Below are 24,145 nucleotides of genomic sequence, written 5' to 3' on the forward strand. Positions count from 1 at the left end.
TCCATCATTCCCAGTCAAGACCGCCCTTCTTCCAGATGTAGGCGAAGCCCAGCAGGAACTCGAGCAGGAAAATCATCATTGCCATGAAGCCGGGCCAGCCGATGTCGCGCAGGGCTACACCCCACGGAAACAGGAACGCGGTTTCAAGGTCGAAAATGATGAAGAGAATGGCGACGAGATAGTAGCGCACATCAAATTTCATGCGCGCATCTTCGAATGCTTCGAAGCCGCACTCGTATGGTGCGTTCTTCTCGGTATCGGGCCTGTTGGGACCGAGGATCTTGCCAATACTGACCAGTGCTACGCCTAAACCAGTGCCCACCAGGAGGAACAACAAGACGGGGTAATAGGCTGCGAGGTTCAAGACTGTCCTCAATCGGTTGGTTCTGAGTGCAGCTGGGGGAGACAAACACCCAGCACGAAATCACTTCGGCGTGCTTGACGTTGCAAGCTTAACGCAAACACCAAGCCAGAAGCGACAATGCCAGCCGAAGCGAAGCAAGCGGCTGGCATTAAGATAACATTGGTGCCGACGGCGAGACTCGAACTCGCACAGCTTTCGCCACTACCCCCTCAAGATAGCGTGTCTACCAATTTCACCACGTCGGCACTGTATGCAATCCGGGAAATAAACCAATAAAACCCGCGAATCGCTTCAAGACTTGAATTGTAACTGGTTTAAACAGTTTGTTCAACGCACCACAGGCACTTTTGCCGAAAATTTATTTCGGCACATCCTGGCCCGGAGCCGACGACGGAGCGGCCGGAAGAGCAGCCGACGAACCAGCCGGAGCAGCTGCTGACGACGCTGCAACCGGAGCGGTCGCTACCGCGCCGAGCAAGCCTGCAGAAGGCTTGGCGTGATACGAGCCGAGATACGTCAGCGCCAAAGTGCTGACAAAAAAGATCGCTGCGAGCACTGCCGTGGTACGCGACAGAAAGTTCGCCGAACCCGTCGCGCCGAACAGACTGCCCGACGCGCCGCTGCCGAAAGCGGCACCCATATCGGCGCCCTTACCGTGCTGCAGCAACACGAGGCCAATGACCCCAAGCGCCGACATCAACTGAACGACGATAATCAATGTTTTCAAAACCAGCATCACACTCACCTGAGTCTTTATTTAATCGCGCGGCACAAGGTGCGCCGCACTCAATGGGTCTACTGCACCCGGGCAACCTGCTTATTGCGTGACGCTCACCGCGCCGGCCGCCTTGCAGATTGCCAGGAAATCCTGGTCCTTCAACGACGCGCCACCAATCAGGCCACCGTCGATATCCGGCTGACGGAACAACTCTTCCGCATTGCCTGGCTTCACGCTACCGCCATACAACAGTGGTACATCAGCAGCCGCGGCACTTTTCGCTACGAGACGCGCACGCAGAAATGCGTGAACGTCCTGCGCCTGCTGCGCCGTGGCGCTCTTGCCGCTACCGATCGCCCAGACAGGCTCGTACGCAACGACGATACGCGCCGCCTCTTGCGGCGACAACTTCGCCAGCACCGCATCCAGTTGCGTGCCGACCACCTGCTCGGTCTTGCCCGCGTTGCGCTCTTCGAGCGTTTCGCCAACGCAGACGATAGGGGTCAAACCGGCTTCGAGCACACGCTGTGCTTTGACAGCCACCAGCTCCGAACTTTCGCGATGATAGGCCCGACGCTCCGAATGCCCGACGATCGCCAGCGACGCAGCGAAATCCACGGCCATCGGCGCAGCCACTTCACCAGTGTAGGCACCCTGCGTGAAGGCAGAAACGTCCTGCACGCCCCACACGACGCGACTACCGTCCAGCAGCGCCTGCGCCTGGGCGAGATACAGGCCCGGCACACACACGCCAACCCGCACGCTCTCCGGCAGTTCTCCGGCGCCTCGCGCGACAGCTTCGAGCAGAACCGCGTTCTCGGCGAGCCGCCCGTGCATCTTCCAGTTACCGACTACCAGCTTCGCTCGTTGTTTCGACATCGTCTCGTCTAGTCGTTTCGTCTTGCTGCAGCGGCGGACCCGGTTTGCACCTTGTTGCCCGCCGCGTCGGAATCACGCGGCGCACGCAAAACACGCAATTTTACTGTGAGCAGGCGGATCGGGTCAAACTGCGCGCCCGCAAACCGCCCTTCTCATGCTCAGCCAACGGCCTCGGCCACCGCTCAGGCAGTCCAATCCAGCATGATCTTGCCGACATGCGTGCTGCTTTCCATCAACGCGTGTGCCTCGGCGGCCTGCGCGGCCGGAAACACCTTGTAGATCACGGGCTTGATGTGGCCATCCTCGATGTGGGGCCACACCTTTTCCTTCAGCTGGGCCGCGATCTTCGCCTTGAACTCCACCGGACGCGGACGCAGCGTCGAACCGGTCACCGTCAGGCGGCGGCGCATGATCTCGGGCAAATTCAGCTCCGCTTTCGCGCCACCCAGTGTCGCGATCAACACGATCCGCCCGCCGTCGGCCAACGCCGTCAGTTCGCGCGGCACGTAACTGCCGGCAACCATGTCGAGGATCACATCCACGCCGCGGTCGTTCGTCAGCGACTTGAGGACTTCGACGAAATCCTCAGTTTTATAGTTGATGCCACGCTCGGCACCGAGCTGCTCGCAGGCACGGCACTTGTCATCGGACCCCGCGGTGGCGAACACGCGAAAACCCAACGCATGCGCGATCTGGATGGCCGTCACGCCAATGCCGCTCGAACCGCCCTGCACCAGCAACGTTTCGTTCGCTCCGCCCTCGCCCGCGCCCAGATGCCCGCGTTCGAACACATTGCTCCAAACGGTAAAGAAGGTTTCCGGCAGCGACGCCGCTTCGATATCCGAGAGCCCCTTGGGCGCCGGCAGACATTGAGCGAGCGGCGCGGCGGCATATTCGGCGTAACCACCGCCAGCCAGCAACGCACACACGCGATCGCCAATCTTCAGACCGAACGGATTGTGCTTTTCGTCGAGCGTCCCGCCGACAATTTCGCCCGCCACTTCCAACCCCGGCAGGTCCGACGCCCCCGGCGGCGGCGCATAACCGCCCTTGCGCTGGAACACGTCCGGACGATTTACGCCCGAGGCCGCGACCTTGATCAGCACCTCACCCGCTTTCGGTTGCGGCGTGGGCCGCTCGGCGAGCTTCAAGACGTCCGGCGCGCCGAATTCGGTAATTTCGATCGCTTTCATCTGCGTCACCTCCAAGGTTTGGATTGGACTGCAAACCCGACCTTAGCCCAGTTTGCAATGCGATCCACCCTGCATGAAAAACGGCCGGCGCGCATTCACGCTGCCGGCCGTCCACTACCTTACTGCACTACTGCGGAGTCGGTTCGCCTTGCGGTGCACCCGACCCGGCGTCGTTCAGCAACGCCTTGGCCGAAAGGCGCACGCGGCCCTTCTCGTCCGTCTGGATGACCTTGACCTTCACCTGCTGGCCGTCTTTCAGATAGTCGTTGATGTCCTTGATGCGCTCGTTGGCGATCTCGGAGATGTGCAGCAGACCATCCTTGCCCGGCAGGATGTTCACGATCGCGCCGAAATCGAGCAGCTTGAGCACGGTGCCTTCGTAGACCTGACCCACTTCGACTTCCAGCGTGATGTTCTCGATACGCTTCTTCGCTTCGGCCATGCCTTCGCTGCTGGTGCTGGCGATGGTGACGATGCCGTCGTCCGAAATATCGATCGTCGTGCCGGTTTCTTCGGTCAACGCGCGGATCACCGAACCACCCTTGCCGATCACGTCGCGGATCTTTTCCGGATTGATCTTGATGGTGATCATGCGCGGTGCGAATTCCGACAGTTGCGTGTTCGCGCCCGACACAGCCGAGGTCATCTTGCCGAGGATATGCAGACGGCCTTCCTTCGCTTGCGCGAGGGCGACCTGCATGATTTCCTTGGTGATGCCCTGAATCTTGATGTCCATCTGCAGCGCGGTTACGCCGTTTTCGGTACCCGCCACCTTGAAGTCCATGTCGCCGAGGTGATCTTCGTCGCCGAGGATGTCGGAGAGGACAGCAAACTTGTTGTCTTCGAGGATCAGGCCCATGGCGATGCCGGCAACGTGCGCCTTCATCGGCACGCCGGCGTCCATCAGTGCGAGGCAGCCGCCGCACACCGAAGCCATCGACGACGAACCGTTCGATTCGGTGATTTCCGATACCACGCGAATCGAGTAGCCGAATTCGTCGGCGCTCGGCAGGCATGCAGCCAGCGCACGCTTGGCCAGACGGCCGTGACCGATTTCACGGCGCTTCGGCGAACCGACGCGGCCCGTTTCGCCGGTCGCGAACGGAGGCATGTTGTAGTGGAGCATGAAGCGTTCGCGGTATTCGCCTTCGAGCGCGTCGATGTTCTGCTCGTCGCCCTTCGTGCCGAGCGTTGCCACCACGAGTGCCTGGGTTTCACCACGCGTGAACAGCGCCGAGCCGTGCGTACGCGGCAGCACGCCGGTGCGGATCTCGATCGGACGCACGGTACGCGTGTCGCGGCCGTCGATACGCGGCTCGCCGTTCAGGATCTGCGAACGGACGATCTTCGCTTCGATGTCGAACAGCACGTTGCCGACCGTAGCCTTGTCGGCTGCAACCGTGCCGCTTGCTGCAGCGTCTTCTTCCAGCCTGGCCGACGTCGCTGCGTAAACTTCCTTCAGCTTGGTCGAACGCGCCTGCTTGTCGCGGATCTGATACGCGGCGAGCAGATCGGCTTGCGCCAGTTCCGCCACGCGAGCAATCAGCGGCTCGTTCTTCGCGGCCGGTTGCCAATCCCACTCCGGCTTGCCGCCTTCGCGGACCAGTTCATGGATCGCGTCGATCGCGATCTGCATTTGCTCATGGCCGAACACGACAGCGCCGAGCATCACTTCTTCGCTCAGTTGCTGCGCTTCCGATTCCACCATCAGCACCGCGCGTTCCGTACCGGCGACCACCAGATCAAGCGCCGATTCCTTCATTTGCGGACGCGTCGGGTTCAACACGTATTCGTTGTTGATGTAGGCCACGCGTGCAGCGCCGACCGGGCCGTTGAACGGCAGGCCAGACACAGCGAGCGCCGCCGACGCGCCGATCAGCGCGGGGATGTCAGCGGGGATTTCCGGGTTCAGCGACAGGACGTGGATCACGACCTGAACTTCGTTGTAGAAGCCTTCCGGGAACAGCGGGCGCAGCGGACGGTCGATCAGGCGCGAAATCAGCGTTTCGCCTTCCGAAGGACGGCCTTCACGACGGAAAAAGCCACCCGGGATCTTGCCGGCGGCGTAGGTCTTTTCGAGGTAATCGACGGTCAGGGGGAAGAAGTCCTGACCCGGCTTGGCGGTCTTGGCGCCGACTACGGTTGCGAGCACAACGGTATCTTCGACATCGACAATCACAGCACCGCTAGCCTGACGAGCGATTTCGCCCGTTTCGAGGCGAACATTATGTTGCCCCCACTTAAATTCTTTGACGATTTTATTGAACATAGTCATTTTTTCACTCCATCGTTATGCCGCGCGGACCAGAAGCGGCGCGGCAACGCAAGGACCGGCGCTACATGGGAAGAGGAGTGTTATTTATGCCATTCCAGAGAACCACGCCCTACGCGGAGTACGTGCGCGAACCGCTGGAATGACACAAAGCTCTACCCTGAAGCCCGGCTGTGTTGAGTGTTGCCCGCCGCATGAACCGTCACGCTACCGCGGACAACCACCGGTGCACCTCACATGAAGCGCACCGTTCAAAAACAAAATGCCTGTATCAGTGAAACTGACACAGGCATCTTGCTGAGAGCGCCTTACTGCGCGCCCAATTACTTACGCAGACCCAGCTTCTCGATCAGTGCGCGGTAACGGTCCGCGTCCTTACCCTTCAGGTAGTCGAGCAGCTTACGACGACGGCTCACCATGCGCAGCAGACCGCGGCGGCTGTGGTGATCTTTCGTGTGAGCCTTGAAGTGAACGGTCAGTTCGTTGATACGGGTGGTCAGCAGAGCGACCTGAACTTCGGGGGAGCCGGTGTCGTTAGCAGCGCGTGCAAATTGCGCAACGACTTCGGACTTCTTGCTTGTTTCAACTGCGGTCATATCAAATTTTCCTTGAGAACTAAACAGGCGGTCACGGAAGAAAGGCCGTGCCGTGGCTTACAACGAGGGGCGTATTGTAGCACAGCCTGTACAGGCCGCCAGCCCGGTCTTATGGGCGAAATTCTGGCCGCGGGCTTGCCGGATCCTGGCCGGATCCAGGCCAGCGGCGGACCGGTTGTGCGGGTGCCAGTTCAGGCACGCGCTCAACGGCCTGCCTATGGCCGCGTCATCCGGCAGGTGGTCGGTGGGACGGTGCGCTCGGGCGGCAGCGCCAGCACCGTGCGAAAGCCATAACCCGAACCCTCGTTGTCAAAGCGCACGCCGGGCGTGCCGGCCTTGTCCATTTCCATCACGTAAAGGGGCTGGATCATTTGATGATCGTCGGCGCGCATCCACGACGGGTGGAAGCCGTTATCGAACTTCATCCCCTCCAGAGCCTTCGCGACCTTCTCAGGCTGTGCGCTGCCGGCTTTATTCATGGCCGCGGCGAGGATTTCGACCAGCAGTTCCATGCGTAACACCGGGTAGTCGTCCTGCGCGGCCGGGTAGCGGGCGCGGAAGGCCTTGTACCAGGCATCTGAGGCGTCACCGCCCGCGTTCGGGTGCCAGTCGGCCACCGCGATCACGCGCTTGACGCCAGCGTCGCCGAGCGCGGCCGGCGCACCGAGGCTGTTGCCGTAGAAGGTATAGAACTTGGTATCGAGACCCTGCTCGCGGGCCGCTTTGACGAGCAGCGTCAGATCGTTGCCCCAGTTACCCGTCACAACCGCATCGGCCCCGCTGGCGCGGATCTTGGAGATATACGGCGCAAAATCCTTCACGCGGCCAATCGGGTGAAATTCGTCGCCGACAATCGCAATATCCGGGCGTCTCGCCGCCAGCGATGAACGGGCGAGCGCGCTGACATCGTGGCCAAAACTGTAGTCCTGGTTCAGCAGGTAGACCTTCTTGACCGACGGGTCGCGCTGAATCACATCGGCGAGCGCATCCATGCGCATACCCGCGTGCGCGTCGAAACGGAAGTGCCAGAAACTGCAAGCCGCGTTGGTTAGCGCGGGATCGTCGGCGGAGTAGTTGAGAAACAGCTCACGGTTGCCGGGCTCGCGGCTGTTCTGCTTGTCGATCGCGCCGATCAGCGCCGCCGCCACCGCCGAACTGTTGCCCTGCAGGATATAGCCGATATGGCGGTCCGCGGCCGCGCGCAGCTGCAGCAGCGCCTCCTCGGGACTGCCCTTGCTGTCCAGCACGACGAGTTCGAGCGGATGCGCGCCGTCGGCCAGTTTGACGCCGCCATGCGCATTCACCGTTTCGACGCCGAAGCGCAGATTGCGCTCGACCGCCGCCCCGGCGTTCGCGAACGGACCGGACATCCCTTCGATCAGCGCGAGCTGGATCGGCGTGCCGCCCGGCGCCGGGCTCGACTGTGCCCCCGGCGCATTGGCAACCTGCACGGCCGCCTGCGCCGCTGTCATCACTACCGCCGCCAGCGCCGCCGCTGCGACGCGCCCCCACTTCGCCGTCATGCGCAGCGCTCCTCTGAATCGTCCGAAGCGCGGATCATAGGGCGCACGGCGTGGAATAAGCAAGTGCGGCCGCTCGTTAACGGGATAACTGCAGGGATAACTGCAGTGCGGCTTCACCGCCTTGATACGTCGAGGAACTGCGGGCGTGTCAAAATATTGCGTATCGAGAATAAAAACCGCCATCCAATGCTATCGGAGGAATTCATGCTTACCCGCCTCACATCCGCGTTTGCCTCGACCATCGGGTCGGCACGGCAGCGGCACGGGCATCTGCGGCGCGCGGCGCTCGCCAGCCTCGGCGCGCTGCTGCTCGCGGGCTGCGTGCAGCCGTGGCAGCAATTCCAGCAGGGAGCGGACGAATCCACCATCGTCGCCAAGCTCGGCCCACCGCGCGAAGTCTACGACCTGCCCAACGGCGGCAAACGTCTGATGTGGCCCACCCAGCCGATGGGTGAAACTACCACCGCCGCGGATATCGACGGCTCCGGCAAGATCGTCAGCGTGCGCCAGGTCCTGCAGCCCAACGAGTTCTACAAGGCCGACATCGGCAAGTGGACCAAGAGCGACGTGCTGGTGAATTTCGGTCGTCCGGAAGAAACGTCGTACTACCCGCTGATGAAACGCGAGGTCTGGACCTATCGCTACCTGGAAGACAACGTCTGGTACATGATGTACAGCTTCTATTTCGACGATCAGGGCATCTTGAGGACCACGCAGAAATCGCCTGATCCGCTGCACGATCCGGATCGCCGCAGTTTCTTCTGAGCACGTGGCTCACGCACAGAAGCCTAAAGCCTGAACCACAAGCCAGATGCAACAAGGCCCTCGCCATTGTGCGGCGAGGGCCTTTTTTGTGAGCCGTGGTGCGGGTCGCGCCGCCGGCCTTACACGCCTTCCGAACGCTGCGGATTGAGCTTGTCGACGTTCGAATACAGTTTGTTGAGCGCCGAGATATAGGCTTTCGCAGATGCCGCGACGATATCCGGATCGGTGCCCACGCCGTTCACGATGCGTCCGCTCTTCGACAGTCGCACGGTCACTTCGCCTTGCGCCTGGGTACCGGTCGTAATCGCGTTCACCGAATACAGCAATAGCTCGGAGCCGCTGCCGACTTCCGTTTCGATCGCGTTGAGCGTGGCGTCCACGGGGCCGTTGCCGCGCGCTTCGCCGGTCACTTCCTTGCCTTCGACAGTGAACACGATACGCGCATGCGGCTGCTCGCCCGTTTCCGAATGCTGCGACAGCGACAGGAACTGGTAGTGCTCTTTCTGCTGCGCCTCGGCCGATTCTTCGGTGACGATCGAGATAATGTCTTCGTCGAAAATCTCCGACTTGCGATCGGCGAGTTCCTTGAAACGCGCGAATGCCGTATTCAACTCGCCTTCGCTCTCCAGCGAAACGCCCAGTTCCTGCAGACGCTGCTTGAACGCATTGCGGCCCGAGAGCTTGCCGAGCACGATCTTGTTCGCGCTCCAGCCCACATCTTCGGCACGCATGATTTCGTAGGTGTCGCGCGCCTTCAGCACGCCGTCCTGGTGGATGCCCGACGCGTGCGCAAATGCATTCGCACCAACCACAGCCTTGTTCGGCTGCACCACGAAACCGGTAATCTGCGACACCAGCTTCGAGGCCGGCACGATCTGCGTCGTGTCGATGCCGAGTTCGAGGCCGAAATAATCCTTGCGGGTCTTCACGGCCATCACGATTTCTTCGAGCGAGGTGTTGCCCGCGCGCTCGCCGAGACCGTTGATCGTGCATTCCACCTGACGCGCGCCGCCAATCTGAACACCCGCCAGCGAATTCGCCACGGCCATGCCGAGGTCGTTATGACAATGCACGGAGAACACCGCCTTGTCCGAATTCGGAATCCGTTCGCGCAGCGTCTTGACGAGCTGGCCGTACAGTTCCGGCACGCCGTAACCCACCGTATCCGCGATATTGATCGTGGTGGCGCCTTCTGCAATCACTGCTTCCAGCACCCGGCACAGGAAATCCATGTCCGAGCGGCTGCCGTCTTCCGGCGAGAATTCCACGTCATTGGTGAACTTGCGCGCAAAACGCACCGCCAGCTTTGCCTGCTCGAACACCTGGTCAGGCGTCATGCGCAGCTTCTTTTCCATATGCAGCGGCGACGTTGCAATGAACGTGTGGATGCGGAAGTGATCGGCGGGTTTCAGCGCATCGGCAGCGCGCTGAATATCCTTGTCGTTGGCGCGGGCGAGCGAGCAGACCGTGCTGTCCTTGATCATCGAAGCGATCGTCTGGATCGCATCGAAGTCGCCGTTCGAGCTGGCCGCAAAGCCGGCTTCGATGACGTCCACCTTCATGCGCTCCAACTGCTTGGCGATGCGGATTTTTTCTTCCTTCGTCATCGACGCACCGGGCGATTGCTCGCCATCGCGCAACGTCGTGTCGAAAATGATCAGTTTGTCTGCCATCTCGGGTCTCCTGGGAGGATTCGGTCAAATAGGGAGTCGGAAAACGAAATTCGGGTGTTTGCGCCACCGCAGGCGACGCCAAACAACGAACGAGGCAGACGGAGGGCGAAAACGATCAGCGCGGTAGACGCGCTAGCGCTAGCACGCATAGAAGCGCACCGGCTTGAAGAGACTGGAAGGAGAACTGTGGGGTAACCATCCGTAGACTATAGCGGCATTCGGAAAATCGTGCAATTGGCTCGGAACCTGATGCTGCGGCGGCGTCCGCGCCTGGCGGGGCGTCTGCCGCACAGCGTGTCCGCCAAAGAAAAACGGCAGCCGGAAGGCCACCGTTTCGATCGTAACAGGACGCAGAAAGCACCGCGCTGAACCGGGCGCAGGCTTGCAACCAAGCCGCGCTCACTTGGCACGTCAGCGCAAGTGTCGGAGTTCTGTCAGCGCTCGCGCTGCACCGAGCGAGCCGGATTGGCCCTGCCCCGCAACGCCTGGTAGCCCCAGAACACATAACCCGACAGGCCATACAGCACAAACAGTCCAAACAGCATCAGCGGCGGGTCGGACGACACCAGCACGAAGGCCATCACCACCAGCAGGATCACGCCGAACGGCACACGGTGCCTCACGTCGAGCGCCTTGCCGCTGTAGAACGGCGCGTTCGACACCATCGTCACGCCGGCATAGATGGTTAGCACGAAGGCGACCCACGGCAGCCAGACCAGCTTGACGGGCACGCGGTTATCGGTGGCGAGCCACACGAAACCCGCGATCAGCGCCGCCGCTGCTGGGCTCGGCATGCCCTGGAAGAAGCGTTTGTCGACCACGCCGATGTTGGTGTTGAACCGCGCCAGACGCAGCGCTGCGCCCGAGCAGTAGACGAACGCCGCGAGCCAACCCCAGCGCCCCAGGTCCTTCAGCACCCATTCGTACATGACGAGCGCCGGCGCGACGCCGAACGACACCATGTCCGAGAGGCTATCGAACTGTTCGCCGAAGGCGCTTTGCGTATGCGTCATCCGTGCGACGCGGCCGTCCATGCCGTCGAGCACCATGGCGACGAAAATCGCAATCGCGGCGACTTCGAAGCGCACGTTCATGGCCTGCACGACTGCGAAGAAGCCGCAGAACAGCGCCGCGGTGGTGAACGCATTAGGCAGCAGGTAAATGCCGCGCTTTCTCAGAAACTGCTGGCGCGCTGCGCGGCGGCTGTCGATCGGCACTGCGTCCTGCACCATCGGCTTGTTACGGCGGAACGGCCGCGGCTGCGGTGCAGCCGTGTTACGGGGACGACGCTTGAATGCGGCCATCGGAAAAACCTCCCTTGTGCCGCTTTATAGTTCGAGTTCGGCAAGAATGGTCGACGATGCCGAAACCTTCTCGCCAATCGACACCCGCGGACGGCTGCCCACCGGCAGATACACGTCGACACGCGAGCCGAAGCGGATAAACCCGTAACGTTGACCGCGCGTGAGCGGCTCGCCGGAGCGCACATAGCAAAGAATACGGCGAGCGATGAGACCCGCGATCTGCACCGAGGTCACGGTATGGCCGCTGGCCGTTTCGATTACCAGCGCGTTGCGTTCGTTTTCGGTCGAAGCCTTGTCCACCGCGGCATTCAGGTAGGCGCCCGGGAAATATTCGACCTTCGAAATCGCACCGTCCACCGGGGAGCGTTGCGAGTGCACATTGAACACGTTCATGAACACGCTGATTTTCAGCGCTTCACGGTTCGCATACGGATCGTGCGTCGTTTCGACTGCAACGATGCGTCCGTCAGCCGGGCACAGCACGGCATTGGGTTGCGTGGGGATAGGACGAGCCGGATCGCGGAAGAACTGCACGACGAAGATGAGCAGCAGCCAGAACAGCCAGGCAAAGCCGAATCCCGCGAAGGCTTGGATCAACAACGCAACGACGGCCGCGATGGCAATAAATGGCCAGCCTTCGCGCGCGATGATCGGATGAGGGTAATTCATGGATTGGCTTCTGTATTTTTGTAAAACCGTAGGATAGCAAAAGCCGCCCAGGGTTCAGCACCCTTGGGCGGCTTTTTGCATGACCGGCGCCTTTCGTAAAAGCGCCGCGCCGGTCAGGAACGACAGCTAGCTTAGTTCTTCGACTGGTCGACCAGCTTGTTCGCGGCGATCCACGGCATCATCGAACGCAGCTTTGCACCGACCGTTTCGATCTGGTGTTCAGCCGTCAGACGGCGGCGCGATTGCAGCGTCGGTGCGCCAGCCTTGTTTTCGATGATGAAGCTCTTGGCGTACTCGCCCGTCTGAATGTCGGTCAGCACCTGCTTCATGGCCTTCTTCGTTTCAGCCGTCACGATCTTCGGACCCGTCACGTACTCGCCGTATTCGGCGTTGTTCGAGATCGAGTAGTTCATGTTGGCGATGCCGCCTTCATAGATCAGGTCGACGATCAGCTTCAGTTCGTGCAGGCATTCGAAGTACGCCATTTCCGGCGCGTAGCCCGCTTCCACCAGCGTTTCGAAGCCAGCCTTGATCAGGTCGACCGTACCGCCGCACAGAACCGCCTGTTCGCCGAACAGGTCGGTTTCGGTTTCTTCGCGGAAGTTCGTTTCGATGACGCCGGCACGGCCGCCGCCGTTCGCTGCTGCGTACGACAGCGCGATGTCACGTGCTGCGCCCGACTTGTTCTGCGCAACCGCGATCAGGTGGGGCACGCCGCCACCTTGCGAGTAGGTGCTGCGCACCGTGTGGCCCGGAGCCTTCGGCGCGATCATGATGACGTCCAGATCCGCACGCGGGATCACCTGGCCGTAATGCACGTTAAAGCCGTGTGCGAAGGCCAGCGCTGCGCCTTCCTTGATGTTGGCGTGCACTTCCTTGGCATAGACTTCGGCGATCTGCTCGTCCGGCAGCAGCATCATGACGACGTCTGCGCCCTTCACGGCTTCCGCCACTTCCTTGACCTGCAGGCCGGCGTTCTCCGCCTTGCTCCACGATGCGCCGCCCTTGCGCAGACCGACCGTGATCTTCACGCCGCTTTCCTTCAGGTTCAGCGCGTGAGCATGGCCTTGCGAGCCGTAGCCGATGATGGTGACTTGCTTGCCCTTGATGAGGGAAAGGTCAGCGTCTTTGTCGTAGAAAACTTTCATGTCTGTTCCTTGGCTAAATTCAGTGAAATCGGTGAAATTCAAATAGTGCGAATGTATTGCATGGCCGGGTGGGTGCAGGCACTGCCCGGCCTCGATCGATACAAGCCGGCGTCAAACCTTCAGAATGCGTTCGCCGCGACCGATCCCCGAGCTGCCCGTGCGGACCGTTTCGAGAATCGCGGTGGCGTCGAGCCCTTCAATGAAGGCATCGAGCTTGTTGCTCGCGCCCGTCAGTTCGATCGTATAGGTCTTTTCGGTGACGTCGATGATGCGGCCGCGGAAAATATCCGACATCCGTTTCATCTCTTCACGTTCCTTGCCGACCGCCCTTACCTTGATCAACATCAGCTCGCGCTCGATATGGGCGCCCTCGGTCAGGTCGACCACTTTCACCACCTCGATCAGGCGGTTCAAATGCTTCGTGATCTGTTCGATCACGTCATCCGAGCCAATGGAAACGATGGTCATGCGCGACAGCGAATGGTCTTCGGTCGGGGCCACCGTCAAGGTTTCAATGTTGTACCCGCGTGCGGAAAAGAGGCCGACCACGCGCGAGAGCGCGCCCGGTTCGTTTTCCAGCAGGACGGAAATAATATGTCTCATGATTTCGCTTCTTCCAGATGTTTTGTCGACGTATGCGAGCCGGTTCGCGCCGCTTCGTTCGCCCTCGCCTTTTGTGGAGGCGCGCAGAAAGAAGCCGGCGCTACAGAACCGTCGTTATAGATCTTCCGCCCCGAGCAGCATCTCAGTGATGCCCTTGCCGGCCTGAACCATCGGCCAGACGTTTTCGGTCGGATCGGTCTGGAAGTCGAGAAACACGGTGCGATCCTTCAGGCGCAGCGCTTCCTTCAGCGCTGGCTCGACATCCGCTGTCCTCTCAATCCGCATGCCGACATGGCCGTATGCTTCGGCGAGCTTCACGAAATCCGGCAGCGCATCCATGTACGAATGCGAATAGCGCTTGCTGTATTCGATCTGCTGCCACTGGCGCACCATGCCCAGATAGCGGTTGTTCAGCGAAATGATCTTGATCGGCGTTTCGTACTGCTTGCAGGTCGAGAGTTCCTGGATGCACATCTGGATCGAGCCTTCGCCCGTGATACAGAGCACGTCGTCGTCCGGATGCGCCATCTTCACGCCCATCGCAGCCGGCAGGCCGAAGCCCATCGTGCCGAGACCACCGGAATTGATCCAGCGGCGCGGCTTGTTGAAGCGATAGAACTGTGCCGCCCACATCTGGTGCTGGCCGACGTCCGAACACACGAAGGCATTGCCGTCGGTGAGTTCATACGCCTTTTCCACCACGTACTGCGGCTTGATGATGTCGCTCTTGCGGTCGAACTTCAGACAGTCTTTGGCGCGCCAGGCTTCGATGTCCTTCCACCAGGAGGCGAGCGCCGCGGTGTCCGGGCCATGCTCGGCCGTCTGCAACTGCTCGATCAGTTCCTTCAGCACTTCCTTGACGTCGCCCACGATCGGAATGTCGACCTTGACGCGTTTGGAGATGGAGGAAGGATCGATGTCGATATGGATGATCTTGCGCGGCACCGACGAAAAATGCGCCGGGTCGCCGATCACACGGTCGTCGAAGCGCGCACCAATGGCGATCAGAACGTCGCAGTTCTGCATGGCCATGTTGGCTTCGTAGGTACCGTGCATGCCGAGCATGCCGAGGAATTTCCTGTCGCTCGCGCGATAGCCGCCCAGACCCATCAACGTGTTGGTGACAGGGTAGCCGAGCAGATCGGCGAACTGGTTCAGTTCACGCGACGCATCCGCCAGGATGATGCCGCCACCGGTGTAGATATACGGACGCTTCGCGCCGAGCAGCAAGGACACGGCCTTGCGGATCTGGCCCGAGTGGCCCTTCGTCACCGGGTTATACGAGCGCAGCGAAACGCTCTTCAGCGGTTCGTACTGGCAAGGCGCTTTCGACACGTCTTTAGGAATGTCGATCAGCACCGGGCCGGGCCGGCCGGTACGGGCAATGTAGAACGCTTTCTTGACGACGGCGGCGAGATCGCGCACGTCCTTCACGAGGAAGTTGTGCTTCACGCACGGACGCGTGATGCCGACCGTATCGCACTCCTGGAACGCATCCTGGCCGATGGCGGCTGTAGGCACCTGGCCGCTGATCACCACCAGAGGAATCGAATCCATGTAGGCGGTCGCGATGCCGGTCACCGCATTGGTGACGCCGGGGCCAGAGGTCACGAGACACACGCCGACCTTGCCCGTGGAACGCGAATACGCGTCTGCGGCATGGACAGCGGCTTGTTCGTGGCGCACGAGGATGTGCTGGAATTTGTCCTGCTTGTACAGCTCGTCGTAGATGTAGAGTACCGAGCCGCCAGGATAGCCCCAGACAAACTCGACGTCTTCGTCGGCCAATGCGCGCATGAGCACGGTGGCGCCAATCGAGGAGTCAGTTTCGCGATGGGGAGTCGTATCCGACGTGGAGAATTCCGCGCTGGGCATATTCATCACAATCACCTTTCGAATTTTCGGCAAAAAATTGATCGGGTGCTCTCTGCCGGGCTTGTGGCTCGGGTTCAAGCGGCGCGTCCACTTTGACAGGTGAGCTTCTTGGGCCACACCTCAAATGAGACAAGTCACTTATGTTGCGAACCGTCGAAGATATCTGCTGACGGCGAGATGGTCAAGAAAATATTTCCGCGCCATCCGTCCCAGGATGGTCAAAACAGGACAAAAGGCTGTCGCAGGCATCGATAGGGCTTCGTGTTTTTCCCCAGCGGGGCGAAAGTTTGTTAGCATCCGCCAGTTTTACGACAATTTCGATCGATTACGCGCACGCTCGCTGCGCCGACCCCCAACGGATGGCATCAGACAAGGAACTCGCCGATTTTCTGGCGGGCGTCGAAAGGCGCGCGTTCAAGCAGACGGTCTACGCCGTGCGGGACGACGACGCCTCGCTCGACATCGTGCAAGACGCGATGATCAAGCTCGCCGAAAAATACGGCGACCGACCAGCAGCTGAACTTCCGCTGCTGTTTCAGCGTATTCTGCAGAATGCGATGCACGACTTTTTTCGTCGGCAGAAAGTGCGCAATACTTGGGTCAGTCTCTTCTCGTCGCTCGGGAACTCCGAGGATGACGAATTCGACCCGCTGGAGACATTCGAAGCACAAGAGGGCTCCGTCGGCGCCGAGAGCAATGAACAGAAGCTCGAGCGCGAACAAGTCTTACAGTTGATTGACGACGAGATCCAAAAATTACCGGCACGTCAACGGGAGGCGTTTCTCATGCGTTATTGGGAAGATATGGATGTCGCCGAGACTGCTGCTGCGATGGGCTGCTCCGAGGGCAGTGTAAAAACACACTGTTCGCGAGCCACGCATACGCTGGCACAAGCGCTCAAGGCCAAAGGAATCACGCTATGAGCTCCTCTCTCGATACAAAAGAACTCGAATTCGCGCGGCAAGTACGCCGCGCGCTCGACGAAAACGCCGCCAGTATTTCCCCCGCCGCCGTTGACCGGCTCGCCGTGGCGCGCCGCGCTGCGCTCGCCCGCAAGAAGCCCGAGCCAGTGAGCGCGCCCGTGTTCGTGCCCGCCTTCGCCGGCGCTGCCGGTGCGCTGTCCGGCATGCCGCAGGCCGAAGCCCCGCACCGCCGCCGTTCGCCGCTGCGCCGCTTCGCGCTTGCCTGGCCGCTGGCGGCGCTCGTGGTCAGCCTCGTGGCGATCGCCTACTGGGAAGACCAGCAACGCACCGCTGAACTCGCCGATATTGACGCCGCAATGCTGAGTGACGATCTGCCGCTCAACGCATACCTCGATCACGGCTTCAACGCGTATCTGTCGCGCGCGCACTAAGCGGGAGACTCTTCGGGTGAGTTACAAGCGCGGCCTCGCCGTTGTTTTCGGGTGTGCCATTGCGGCCCTCGTGTCATTTGCCGCCACTTATCCGCGCTTCTACCCGAGCGCCTCGACTGTTGCGGCGCCGACGGCTGCTGGCGGTTCGCCCGCCAAGCCTGCTACCCCGGCATTGGGCGTTGAAATTCCGGGACTGGCCAGCAACAGCAGCCCGCTGTCATGGTCGCGTCTCTCCGATGCCGAGCACGTCGCCCTGGCGCCATTTGCCGACGTGTGGGATACCTTCAGCGTCGAACGTAAGCGAAAATGGATCAAGATCGCCTCACGTTACTCGAAGTTGACGCCTGAACAACAAAAAGGCTTGCACGACCGCATGACCGAATGGGTCCGCCTGACGCCGGACCAGCGTCGCGTCGCGCGGGAAAACTATCAGGTTTCGAAGGAACTGCCGCGGGAAGCCCGCCAGAAGGCCTGGAAGGCGTATCAGCAGTTACCTGAAGAGCAGAAAGAGCGGCTCGCGGCGAGCGAGCGCAAGCGGCGGCCAACGGTCGTGAGCGCTCCGCCCACCGGCAAAAGTGAGCTAAAAGACATCGAACGCCTCGTCAACGGCCGCGAACGGGCCGCGAGCGGTGTCGTGGCCACGGCCAGCGCGTCGGCGACCGGCGGCGCACTGCCGGTCGCGCCTGCGCTGCCGCCCTCCGGCAGCCTTGTCCCGCCGGTGCCCGCGCCGACTCCGGCGCCGATCATGCCACGCGAAACACCGTCGATTTACAACGGCGGCTCCTGAGCACGGCGCGCCCGATCCGGCCTCGGCTCCTGTCTCCCACATATGAACGTGCCCACCGCGCCCAACGTGTCCGATCCGCTTGCCACGACCCTACCGCCCGCGGCTCCGTTACCGGCCACGCCGTCGGTGCGGCGCCGGCTCGCAACGATGCTCTATGAGGGCGTCATCCTGTTCGGTGTGGTGTTCATCGCCGGATATCTTTTCAGCACATTGACGCAGCAACGCAACGGCCTGACCCATCACAACATCATGGCCGCATGGATCGGTTTCGTGGTCGGTCTGTACTTTGTGTGGTTTTGGACCCACAGCGGACAAACCCTACCCATGAAAACCTGGCGGCTGCGCGTAGTCGCCGCCAACGGCTCGCCGCTGTCCGCGCCACGGGCCGTCCTGCGCTATCTGCTGGCCTGGCTGTGGTTTCTGCCCCCGCTTGCGCTGCATCCCCTGCTCGGCCTCTCGCTGCCGCACACGCTGATGATTGCCGCAGTCTGGTTCGTCCTATGGGCCGCCACTGGGCGCCTCGGCGCGAGCCGCCAGTTTCTGCACGACCGGCTCGCCGGAACACGCATCGTCGTTGCCGCCGCGCCTTCCGCGTAATAAGAAGTTCTCGTGACTGTCACGGCACAGTCACACGCGGATGGCGCAATACGGGCACTGCAACTCGACGCGTGAGCCATGGACCCCAAAACGTCCGCGACTTCCTTGTTCCGCCAGACTGGCCCGAGCGTCGACCCCGTCGCTTTCCGGCCGGACTCTGCCTCCTTCGGTGACGGCCTGCCGATCCCACTGCCACCGCTCTCCTCGGAACCGCAACCTGGCCATCAGGACGATGACCATGAGGAGCCGCACCGCTACCGCACGATCTGGCTGTCCGATATCCATCTGGGTTCGAGTGGTTGCCAGGCGTCGTATCTGCTCGACTTTCTGCGTCACAACGACTCGGAGTACCTGTACCTGGTCGGCGACATCATCGACGGCTGGCAGTTGAAAAAAGGCTGGTACTGGCCGCAGGCGCACAACGACGTCGTGCAGAAAATCCTGCGTAAAGCCCGTAAAGGCACCCAGGTCGTCTACATCCCCGGCAATCACGACGAAGCCGCGCGCCAGTTCTGCGACCTCGCGTTCGGCGACATCCATGTGCGCGGCGAAGCGTTTCACACCACGCTCGTCGGCAAGCGCCTGTGGATCGTTCATGGCGACCTGTTCGACGGCGTGATCCAGCATGCGAAGTGGCTCGCCTACCTCGGCGACACGCTCTACACGGTGATCCTCGTGCTGAACCGCTGGTTCAACCGGATCCGCAGCCGTCTCGGCTTCCAGTACTGGTCGCTGTCGCAGTACCTCAAGCATCAGGTGAAGAACGCGGTGAATTTCATCTCCTCGTTCGAACGTGTGATGACCGATGAAGCGCGTCGCCGCGGTTGCGACGGCGTGGTCTGCGGACACATCCACAAGGCGGAGATTCGCGATATCGACGGCGTGCTGTATTGCAACGACGGTGACTGGGTCGAAAGCCTGTCGGCGCTCGTCGAGACCTTCGAAGGTGAACTCAAGGTGATCTACTGGACCGTGATGCGTGCGCCGGAAGTGCGTCCGCAAAAGGCCCGCGCGACCGCCTAGTGGCCAATTAGCAGTCCCTCGCGTCATCACTTTTAACTTCTACTGGGCCAAAACCGATGAAGATCATGATCGTCACCGATGCATGGGAGCCGCAGGTCAACGGCGTGGTACGCACGCTGAAGAACACGACCCGCGAACTCACCGCGCTTGGCCACCGTGTCGACCTGTTGACGCCGCTCGAATTCAAGACGATCCCGTGTCCGACTTACCCTGAAATCCGCCTCTCGCTGTTCCCGAAGCGCAAGCTCCACGAACGCATCGACGGTTTCGCCCCGGACGCACTGCACATCGCCACCGAAGGCCCGCTCGGCATGGCCGCGCGAGCTTACGCGATCAAGCATAAGCTGCCCTTCACGACGGCGTATCACACGCGCTTTCCCGAATACGTGCAGGCCCGTTTCGGCATTCCGCTCGCCGCAACCTACAAGTTCCTGCACTGGTTCCACAAGGCGTCGCTGGCCGTGATGGCGCCGACGCCGGTCGTCAAGACCGACCTCGAAAAATTCGGCTTCACGAACGTGGTGCTGTGGACGCGCGGTGTCGACCTCGACATCTTTCATCAGATGGATTCGAAGGTGCTCAATACGGCACGGCCGATCTTTCTGTACGTCGGCCGCGTAGCCGTCGAGAAGAACGTCGAAGCGTTTCTCAAGCTCGATCTGCCGGGTTCGAAGTGGGTGGCCGGCGAAGGCCCGGCGCTCGCCGAACTGAAGTCGCGCTATCCGACGGTGAACTATCTGGGCGTGCTGACCCAGGCGGAACTCGCCAAGGTGTACGCCGCGGCTGACGTGTTCGTGTTCCCGAGCCGCACCGATACGTTCGGCCTCGTGCTGCTCGAAGCGCTCGCCTGCGGCACGCCGGTCGCCGCTTACCCGGTCACCGGCCCGATCGACGTGCTTGGCGACGGCGGCGCCGGCGCGATGAACGAAGATCTGCGCGAGGCCTGCCTCGAAGCGCTGAAAATCGACCGCAATCATGCTCGCGCATGGGCCGAGCGCTTTTCGTGGACCGCCGCTTCCGAGCAGTTCGCCGCGCATCTGAAGCCGCTGCCGCGGCCTACGTTCAGCGAGGAGAGCGCGGCCGCGTGACGCGCTCCGCCAAGCCGCCCATGCGAGCAAGACCCTCCAGCGCCCGTCGTGCACCGCACGACACGCTGCACTCCGTCGAAACGGATCGGACCGGTATCGATCCGTTCGACGACGTCCACGAAGCGAGCGCGCCGCAAGCGACGGACGGCGCATCGCTGCGCCGCGGGCCTGGCCCTTCGCTGCAACCGAATTCACATTCTGCAAACGACGCGCAGACCCGTGGCCAAGCACGACAGTCCGCTGCCGCGACAGACGCTGCTCACGACGCGCACGCTGAAGCCCATGAGCCGCTCGGTCCGGACGATCCCCTCGCGCCATTGCCGTTCAACCCGTACAAAGGCAATCGCGGCGTGACACGTGCATGGCACGCGATGAAAAACTCGCTGGCAGGCTTTCAGGTCGCAATCCGCGAAGAAAGCGCGTTCCGCCAGGAACTGACGTTGGCAGCCATCCTCGTGCCCTGCGGCGTGATCGTCCCCGTCGATCCGGTGAGCCGCGTGCTGCTGCTCGGCTCGGTGCTGCTGGTGCTGATCGTCGAACTGCTGAATTCGAGCGTCGAGGCCGCTATTGACCGTATCTCGCTCGAACGGCACGAGTTGTCGCGGCGCGCCAAGGATCTCGGCAGCGCGGCCGTGATGGTGGCGCTCGGTATGTGTCTGATGACGTGGGTGCTGATTGTCGGCCCATTATTGGTGCATTGGATCGGCGCGTGGCTCTAGCCTCGCGCTGCGCATGCGACCACGGCGTGAAAACCCTGACTTTGGCTTGGGTATCAGAACGGTCGGTTTATAATCGTTCGATAGTCTCGAAATATACCAACCGCGTCAGGGTTAGCAGGCAGCAGCGGCACAGCGCTGCGCGGCCGGCCCGGCGCTACCAGGGCCGGACGACATGGAAGCAAAACCTCCCCGCCGCACCCGCGAACGGATTCTCGAACTGTCGTTGAAGCTATTCAACGAAATCGGCGAGCCGAACGTCACCACGACGACGATCGCCGAGGAAATGGAAATCAGTCCGGGCAATCTGTACTACCACTTCCGCAACAAAGACGACATCATCAACAGCATCTTCAGCCAGTTCGAGCAGGAGATCGAAAAGCGTCTGCGCTTTCCGGACGATCACCGCGCGACGATCGACGAGATGTGGTCCTATCTGCAGTACATGGTCGATTTCACATGGCGCTATCGCTTCCTATATCGCGACCTCAACGATCTGCTGGCGCGCAACCGCACGCTCGAGACGCACTTCAAGCAGATCATCAGCCATAAGGTGCGCTTTGCCAGCCAGTTCTGCGATCAACTCGTCGCAGACGGCGAAATGGTGGCGACGCCGGATGAACTGAACGTGATCGCCACCAACGTCGGCGTAATCGGCACTTATTGGCTGTCGTACCAGTTCGTGATGAACCCGCGCAAATACAACGAGCAGGAAGCGATTCGCGCTGAATTGCATCAGGTCAGCGTGCAGATCGTTTCGCTGATGGCGCCGTATCTGCGTGGCCGCTCGCGGCAACTGTTCGACGATCTGATTTCGGGCAAACTACCCAAGCGCGAGTTCTACGACTACCTGCCGCAAAAAGAAGGCGCCACGCCGCGCAACGAACCGAAGGACGTTTGAACATGAAGGCGGTATGTGTGTACTGCGGCTCTTCTAACGGAGCCAAACCCCTCTACGCCGAGGCCGCCCGCAGCTTCGGCCGGGCTCTGGTCGCTGCGGACCTGGCGCTCGTCTATGGCGGTGGCAAGGTCGGCCTGATGGGCACGATTGCCGACGCGGTGATGGAGGCCGGCGGCCGCGCCATCGGCGTGATTCCAGAGCTGCTCGTCAACAAGGAAGTCGGCCACAACGGTCTGACCGAATTGCACGTGGTGCCCGACATGCACCAGCGCAAGAAGATGATGGCGGACCTGTCGGATGCGTTCGTTGCGATGCCCGGCGGCGTGGGGACGCTCGAAGAACTGTTCGAAGCCTATACGTGGGCGCAACTCGGCTATCACCAGAAGCCGGTGGCACTGCTCAACATAGACGGCTACTACGACCCGCTGATCGCGATGCTCGAGCATACGGTGCAGGAAGGCTTCATGCGCCAGACCTATCACGACATCCTGCAGGTCGATTCAGACCCGGCGGCGTTGATCGCCAGGCTGCGCGGTTATCAGTCGCCGCCGAAAGACAAATGGGCCGAAAACCGCGACGCAGTTTGAGCGCCGCAGGCCGCACGACGCTTACCGCTTACCGCTTACAGGGGCAGTCATTCATGACGAAGGTCGTTCTGATCACGGGCGCAAGCCGCGGCATCGGCCGCGCGACAGCGCGTTTGCTGGGCGCACGCGGCTGGTCGGTCGGTGTGAACTACGCTAGCAACGAAAACGCCGCGCAGGAAACCGCGGCGGAGGTCGTGCGGGCTGGCGGCCATGCCCGCGTGATCAAAGGCGACGTGACGAGCGAAGCAGACGTGATTGGAATGTTCGATGCGGTCGTTGAGGCATTTGGCCGCATCGATGCACTGGTGAACAACGCGGGCATCGTCGCGCCCGGCATGCCGCTGGCCGATATGGATGTGGCACGCCTGCAGCGCATGTTCGACGTCAACGTTCTCGGTGCTTATCTTTGCGCCCGGGAAGCTGCCCGCCGGATGTCGAAGGACCGCGGCGGCCAAGGTGGTGTGATCGTCAATCTCTCTTCGGCCGCCGCGCGTCTCGGGGCGCCGAACGAGTACGTCGATTACGCGGGCTCGAAAGGCGCCATCGACACGATGACGATTGGCCTCTCCAAGGAACTCGGCCCGCAAGGGATACGCGTGAACGCGGTGCGGCCTGGTCTGATCGATACCGAGATCCATGCCAGCGGTGGGCGTCCGGACCGCGCCGCGGTGCTTGGCTCGCAGACGCCGCTGGGTCGTCCCGGCAGCGCCGATGAAGTCGCGGAAGGCATCGTCTGGCTGCTGAGCGATGCGGCTTCGTATGTGACCGGCGCAGTGCTTGATATAGCCGGCGGACGCTGATTTTTCGTTCGCCTGCCGCGCTCGATAACCTGGGCACAGCACGCGCTCCTCAGAACGACGATCCCGGTTTGCGCAGGAAATCCTGCTCTTCTTCGGTAGACACACGTCCCAACGCCGCGTTGCGATGTGGAAACCGCCCAAACCGTTCGATGACCGCCGCGTGTCTGACTGCGGCCTGGTAGTAACTTGCGATTCTCTTCGGCTGCGCTTCGAACGGTTTGAACAGCCGCAGCGATTCACGCTGGCTGGCAAGCGACTCGTCGTGCTCGAACGGCAAATAAGCAAAGGCACGATGAAGCAGGGTCGGCAGAAGCTGGTCGGCACCGTTTGCGATCATTTGCCTGGCAATCCTCAGCGCATGCGCATCGCCAGCGAATGCTCGCGCTGTTCCGCGATATAGATTGCGTGAAAACTGATCGAGCACGATAACGAGCGCAAGACCCCCAAGCGGTGTAACGGCCCACGCGTCCAGGGCCCCCTGCGCAGCGAGCTCGAGCAGTTCACCGAAGCGCTCGTGCAGCATGGCGTCGAACGCGGCATCGCGCTTGAACCACAGCTTTCTGTCCTGCCCATACGTAACGGAATCCGGCGCGCCAAACCAAGAGTCCAGCACCACCCGCGCCCGCTCGTCGAGCGCGGCGTAATCGGCTGCGGCGTCATAGGCAACGGAACCAGACAGCCCGCTCATCTGACGTGTCTCCCCTTCCCCA

The 24,145-nt window shown here is 61.5% G+C and carries 25 protein-coding genes and 1 tRNA gene; 11 read left to right on the forward strand and 15 right to left on the reverse strand.

Translation table 11 applies throughout. The features are described from left to right. Window positions 1-4 precede the first annotated feature (4 nt). The 8 genes from P3T20_RS04545 to P3T20_RS04580 form a co-directional block, all read right to left on the reverse strand. Window positions 5-364 carry an NADH-quinone oxidoreductase subunit A gene (locus P3T20_RS04545; protein WP_074265311.1) on the reverse strand — a complete coding sequence of 120 codons (360 nt, stop codon included), beginning with the start codon at window positions 362-364 and terminating at the stop codon, window positions 5-7. Window positions 365-524: 160 nt separating this feature from the next. Continuing rightward, window positions 525-609 (reverse strand) — tRNA-Leu (locus tag P3T20_RS04550). Between the two features lie 113 nt (window positions 610-722). Beyond that, the gene (gene secG, locus P3T20_RS04555) at window positions 723-1,100 is read right to left on the reverse strand and encodes a preprotein translocase subunit SecG (protein ID WP_074265312.1); all 378 of its coding nucleotides are present in this window, start codon (window positions 1,098-1,100) and stop codon (window positions 723-725) included. 81 nt (window positions 1,101-1,181) lie between these two features. After that, window positions 1,182-1,961: a triose-phosphate isomerase gene (gene tpiA / locus P3T20_RS04560; protein ID WP_074265313.1), complete on the reverse strand. Its 780-nt coding sequence runs from the start codon at window positions 1,959-1,961 to the stop codon at window positions 1,182-1,184. A 182-nt stretch (window positions 1,962-2,143) separates the two neighbouring features. After that, on the reverse strand, window positions 2,144-3,154 hold the full coding sequence (locus P3T20_RS04565; RefSeq protein ID WP_429286219.1) for an NAD(P)H-quinone oxidoreductase: 1,011 nt from the start codon (window positions 3,152-3,154) through the stop codon (window positions 2,144-2,146). 127 nt (window positions 3,155-3,281) lie between these two features. Continuing rightward, window positions 3,282-5,429, reverse strand: coding sequence for a polyribonucleotide nucleotidyltransferase (pnp, locus tag P3T20_RS04570; protein ID WP_429286220.1), 2,148 nt, complete (start codon window positions 5,427-5,429; stop codon window positions 3,282-3,284). A 320-nt stretch (window positions 5,430-5,749) separates the two neighbouring features. Further along, window positions 5,750-6,022: a 30S ribosomal protein S15 gene (gene rpsO / locus P3T20_RS04575; protein ID WP_074265315.1), complete on the reverse strand. Its 273-nt coding sequence runs from the start codon at window positions 6,020-6,022 to the stop codon at window positions 5,750-5,752. A gap of 215 nt (window positions 6,023-6,237) precedes the next feature. Beyond that, window positions 6,238-7,545, reverse strand: a complete 1,308-nt coding sequence (locus P3T20_RS04580) for a branched-chain amino acid ABC transporter substrate-binding protein (RefSeq protein ID WP_429286221.1) — start codon at window positions 7,543-7,545, stop codon at window positions 6,238-6,240. Window positions 7,546-7,749: 204 nt separating this feature from the next. On the opposite strand from P3T20_RS04580, the gene P3T20_RS04585 reads away from it, so the two are divergent. Continuing rightward, window positions 7,750-8,310: a hypothetical protein gene (locus tag P3T20_RS04585; RefSeq protein WP_174567516.1), complete on the forward strand. Its 561-nt coding sequence runs from the start codon at window positions 7,750-7,752 to the stop codon at window positions 8,308-8,310. Window positions 8,311-8,429: 119 nt separating this feature from the next. On the opposite strand, the gene P3T20_RS04590 is transcribed toward P3T20_RS04585, so the two are convergent. From P3T20_RS04590 to P3T20_RS04615, 6 genes are all read right to left on the reverse strand, one after another. Then, complete coding sequence (locus P3T20_RS04590) at window positions 8,430-9,983, reverse strand: 2-isopropylmalate synthase (protein WP_074265317.1); 1,554 nt, start codon at window positions 9,981-9,983, stop codon at window positions 8,430-8,432. 434 nt (window positions 9,984-10,417) lie between these two features. Beyond that, on the reverse strand, window positions 10,418-11,287 hold the full coding sequence (pssA, locus tag P3T20_RS04595) for a CDP-diacylglycerol--serine O-phosphatidyltransferase (RefSeq protein ID WP_074265318.1): 870 nt from the start codon (window positions 11,285-11,287) through the stop codon (window positions 10,418-10,420). Between the two features lie 24 nt (window positions 11,288-11,311). Further along, complete coding sequence (locus P3T20_RS04600) at window positions 11,312-11,956, reverse strand: phosphatidylserine decarboxylase (RefSeq protein ID WP_074265319.1); 645 nt, start codon at window positions 11,954-11,956, stop codon at window positions 11,312-11,314. A gap of 131 nt (window positions 11,957-12,087) precedes the next feature. Continuing rightward, window positions 12,088-13,104, reverse strand: a complete 1,017-nt coding sequence (gene ilvC, locus P3T20_RS04605) for a ketol-acid reductoisomerase (RefSeq protein ID WP_074265320.1) — start codon at window positions 13,102-13,104, stop codon at window positions 12,088-12,090. 111 nt (window positions 13,105-13,215) lie between these two features. Then, a complete protein-coding gene (gene ilvN / locus P3T20_RS04610; RefSeq protein WP_074265321.1) occupies window positions 13,216-13,707 on the reverse strand; it encodes an acetolactate synthase small subunit in 492 nt (163 codons plus the stop codon). 114 nt (window positions 13,708-13,821) lie between these two features. Continuing rightward, window positions 13,822-15,588, reverse strand: a complete 1,767-nt coding sequence (locus tag P3T20_RS04615) for an acetolactate synthase 3 catalytic subunit (protein ID WP_074265322.1) — start codon at window positions 15,586-15,588, stop codon at window positions 13,822-13,824. 353 nt (window positions 15,589-15,941) lie between these two features. Here P3T20_RS04615 and P3T20_RS04620 point away from each other — a divergent pair, with 353 nt between their 5' ends. The 10 genes from P3T20_RS04620 to P3T20_RS04665 all read left to right on the forward strand — a co-directional run bounded on the left by P3T20_RS04620 (window position 15,942) and on the right by P3T20_RS04665 (window position 23,435). Then, window positions 15,942-16,505, forward strand: a complete 564-nt coding sequence (locus P3T20_RS04620) for an RNA polymerase sigma factor (protein WP_074265323.1) — start codon at window positions 15,942-15,944, stop codon at window positions 16,503-16,505. Continuing rightward, window positions 16,502-16,936, forward strand: coding sequence for a DUF3619 family protein (locus P3T20_RS04625; protein ID WP_074265324.1), 435 nt, complete (start codon window positions 16,502-16,504; stop codon window positions 16,934-16,936). Before P3T20_RS04620 ends, P3T20_RS04625 begins: the two co-directional genes overlap by 4 nt. 16 nt (window positions 16,937-16,952) lie before the next feature. Continuing rightward, the gene (locus tag P3T20_RS04630; protein ID WP_074265325.1) at window positions 16,953-17,723 is read left to right on the forward strand and encodes a DUF3106 domain-containing protein; all 771 of its coding nucleotides are present in this window, start codon (window positions 16,953-16,955) and stop codon (window positions 17,721-17,723) included. 66 nt (window positions 17,724-17,789) lie between these two features. Then, entirely contained in the window at window positions 17,790-18,320 is a 531-nt protein-coding gene (locus P3T20_RS04635) for an RDD family protein (RefSeq protein ID WP_429286661.1), read from the forward strand. Between the two features lie 78 nt (window positions 18,321-18,398). Next, a complete protein-coding gene (locus P3T20_RS04640; RefSeq protein WP_429286222.1) occupies window positions 18,399-19,343 on the forward strand; it encodes a UDP-2,3-diacylglucosamine diphosphatase in 945 nt (314 codons plus the stop codon). 56 nt (window positions 19,344-19,399) lie between these two features. Next, on the forward strand, window positions 19,400-20,431 hold the full coding sequence (locus tag P3T20_RS04645) for a glycosyltransferase family 4 protein (RefSeq protein WP_074265327.1): 1,032 nt from the start codon (window positions 19,400-19,402) through the stop codon (window positions 20,429-20,431). Window positions 20,432-20,451: 20 nt separating this feature from the next. Continuing rightward, window positions 20,452-21,150, forward strand: a complete 699-nt coding sequence (locus P3T20_RS04650; RefSeq protein WP_429286223.1) for a diacylglycerol kinase — start codon at window positions 20,452-20,454, stop codon at window positions 21,148-21,150. Between the two features lie 172 nt (window positions 21,151-21,322). Continuing rightward, window positions 21,323-22,048 (forward strand): TetR/AcrR family transcriptional regulator, encoded by a 726-nt coding sequence (locus P3T20_RS04655; protein WP_074265328.1) that lies wholly within the window; start codon window positions 21,323-21,325, stop codon window positions 22,046-22,048. A gap of 2 nt (window positions 22,049-22,050) precedes the next feature. Then, on the forward strand, window positions 22,051-22,635 hold the full coding sequence (locus tag P3T20_RS04660; RefSeq protein ID WP_429286224.1) for a TIGR00730 family Rossman fold protein: 585 nt from the start codon (window positions 22,051-22,053) through the stop codon (window positions 22,633-22,635). A gap of 53 nt (window positions 22,636-22,688) precedes the next feature. Further along, the gene (locus P3T20_RS04665; RefSeq protein WP_429286225.1) at window positions 22,689-23,435 is read left to right on the forward strand and encodes an SDR family oxidoreductase; all 747 of its coding nucleotides are present in this window, start codon (window positions 22,689-22,691) and stop codon (window positions 23,433-23,435) included. 49 nt (window positions 23,436-23,484) lie between these two features. On the opposite strand, the gene P3T20_RS04670 is transcribed toward P3T20_RS04665, so the two are convergent. After that, window positions 23,485-24,123, reverse strand: a complete 639-nt coding sequence (locus P3T20_RS04670; protein ID WP_429286226.1) for a DUF924 family protein — start codon at window positions 24,121-24,123, stop codon at window positions 23,485-23,487. Between the last annotated feature and the right edge of the window lie 22 nt (window positions 24,124-24,145).

Origin of the sequence: Paraburkholderia sp. GAS206C (assembly GCF_050435645.1) — a bacterium.
Classification (GTDB): domain Bacteria; phylum Pseudomonadota; class Gammaproteobacteria; order Burkholderiales; family Burkholderiaceae; genus Paraburkholderia; species Paraburkholderia phenazinium_B.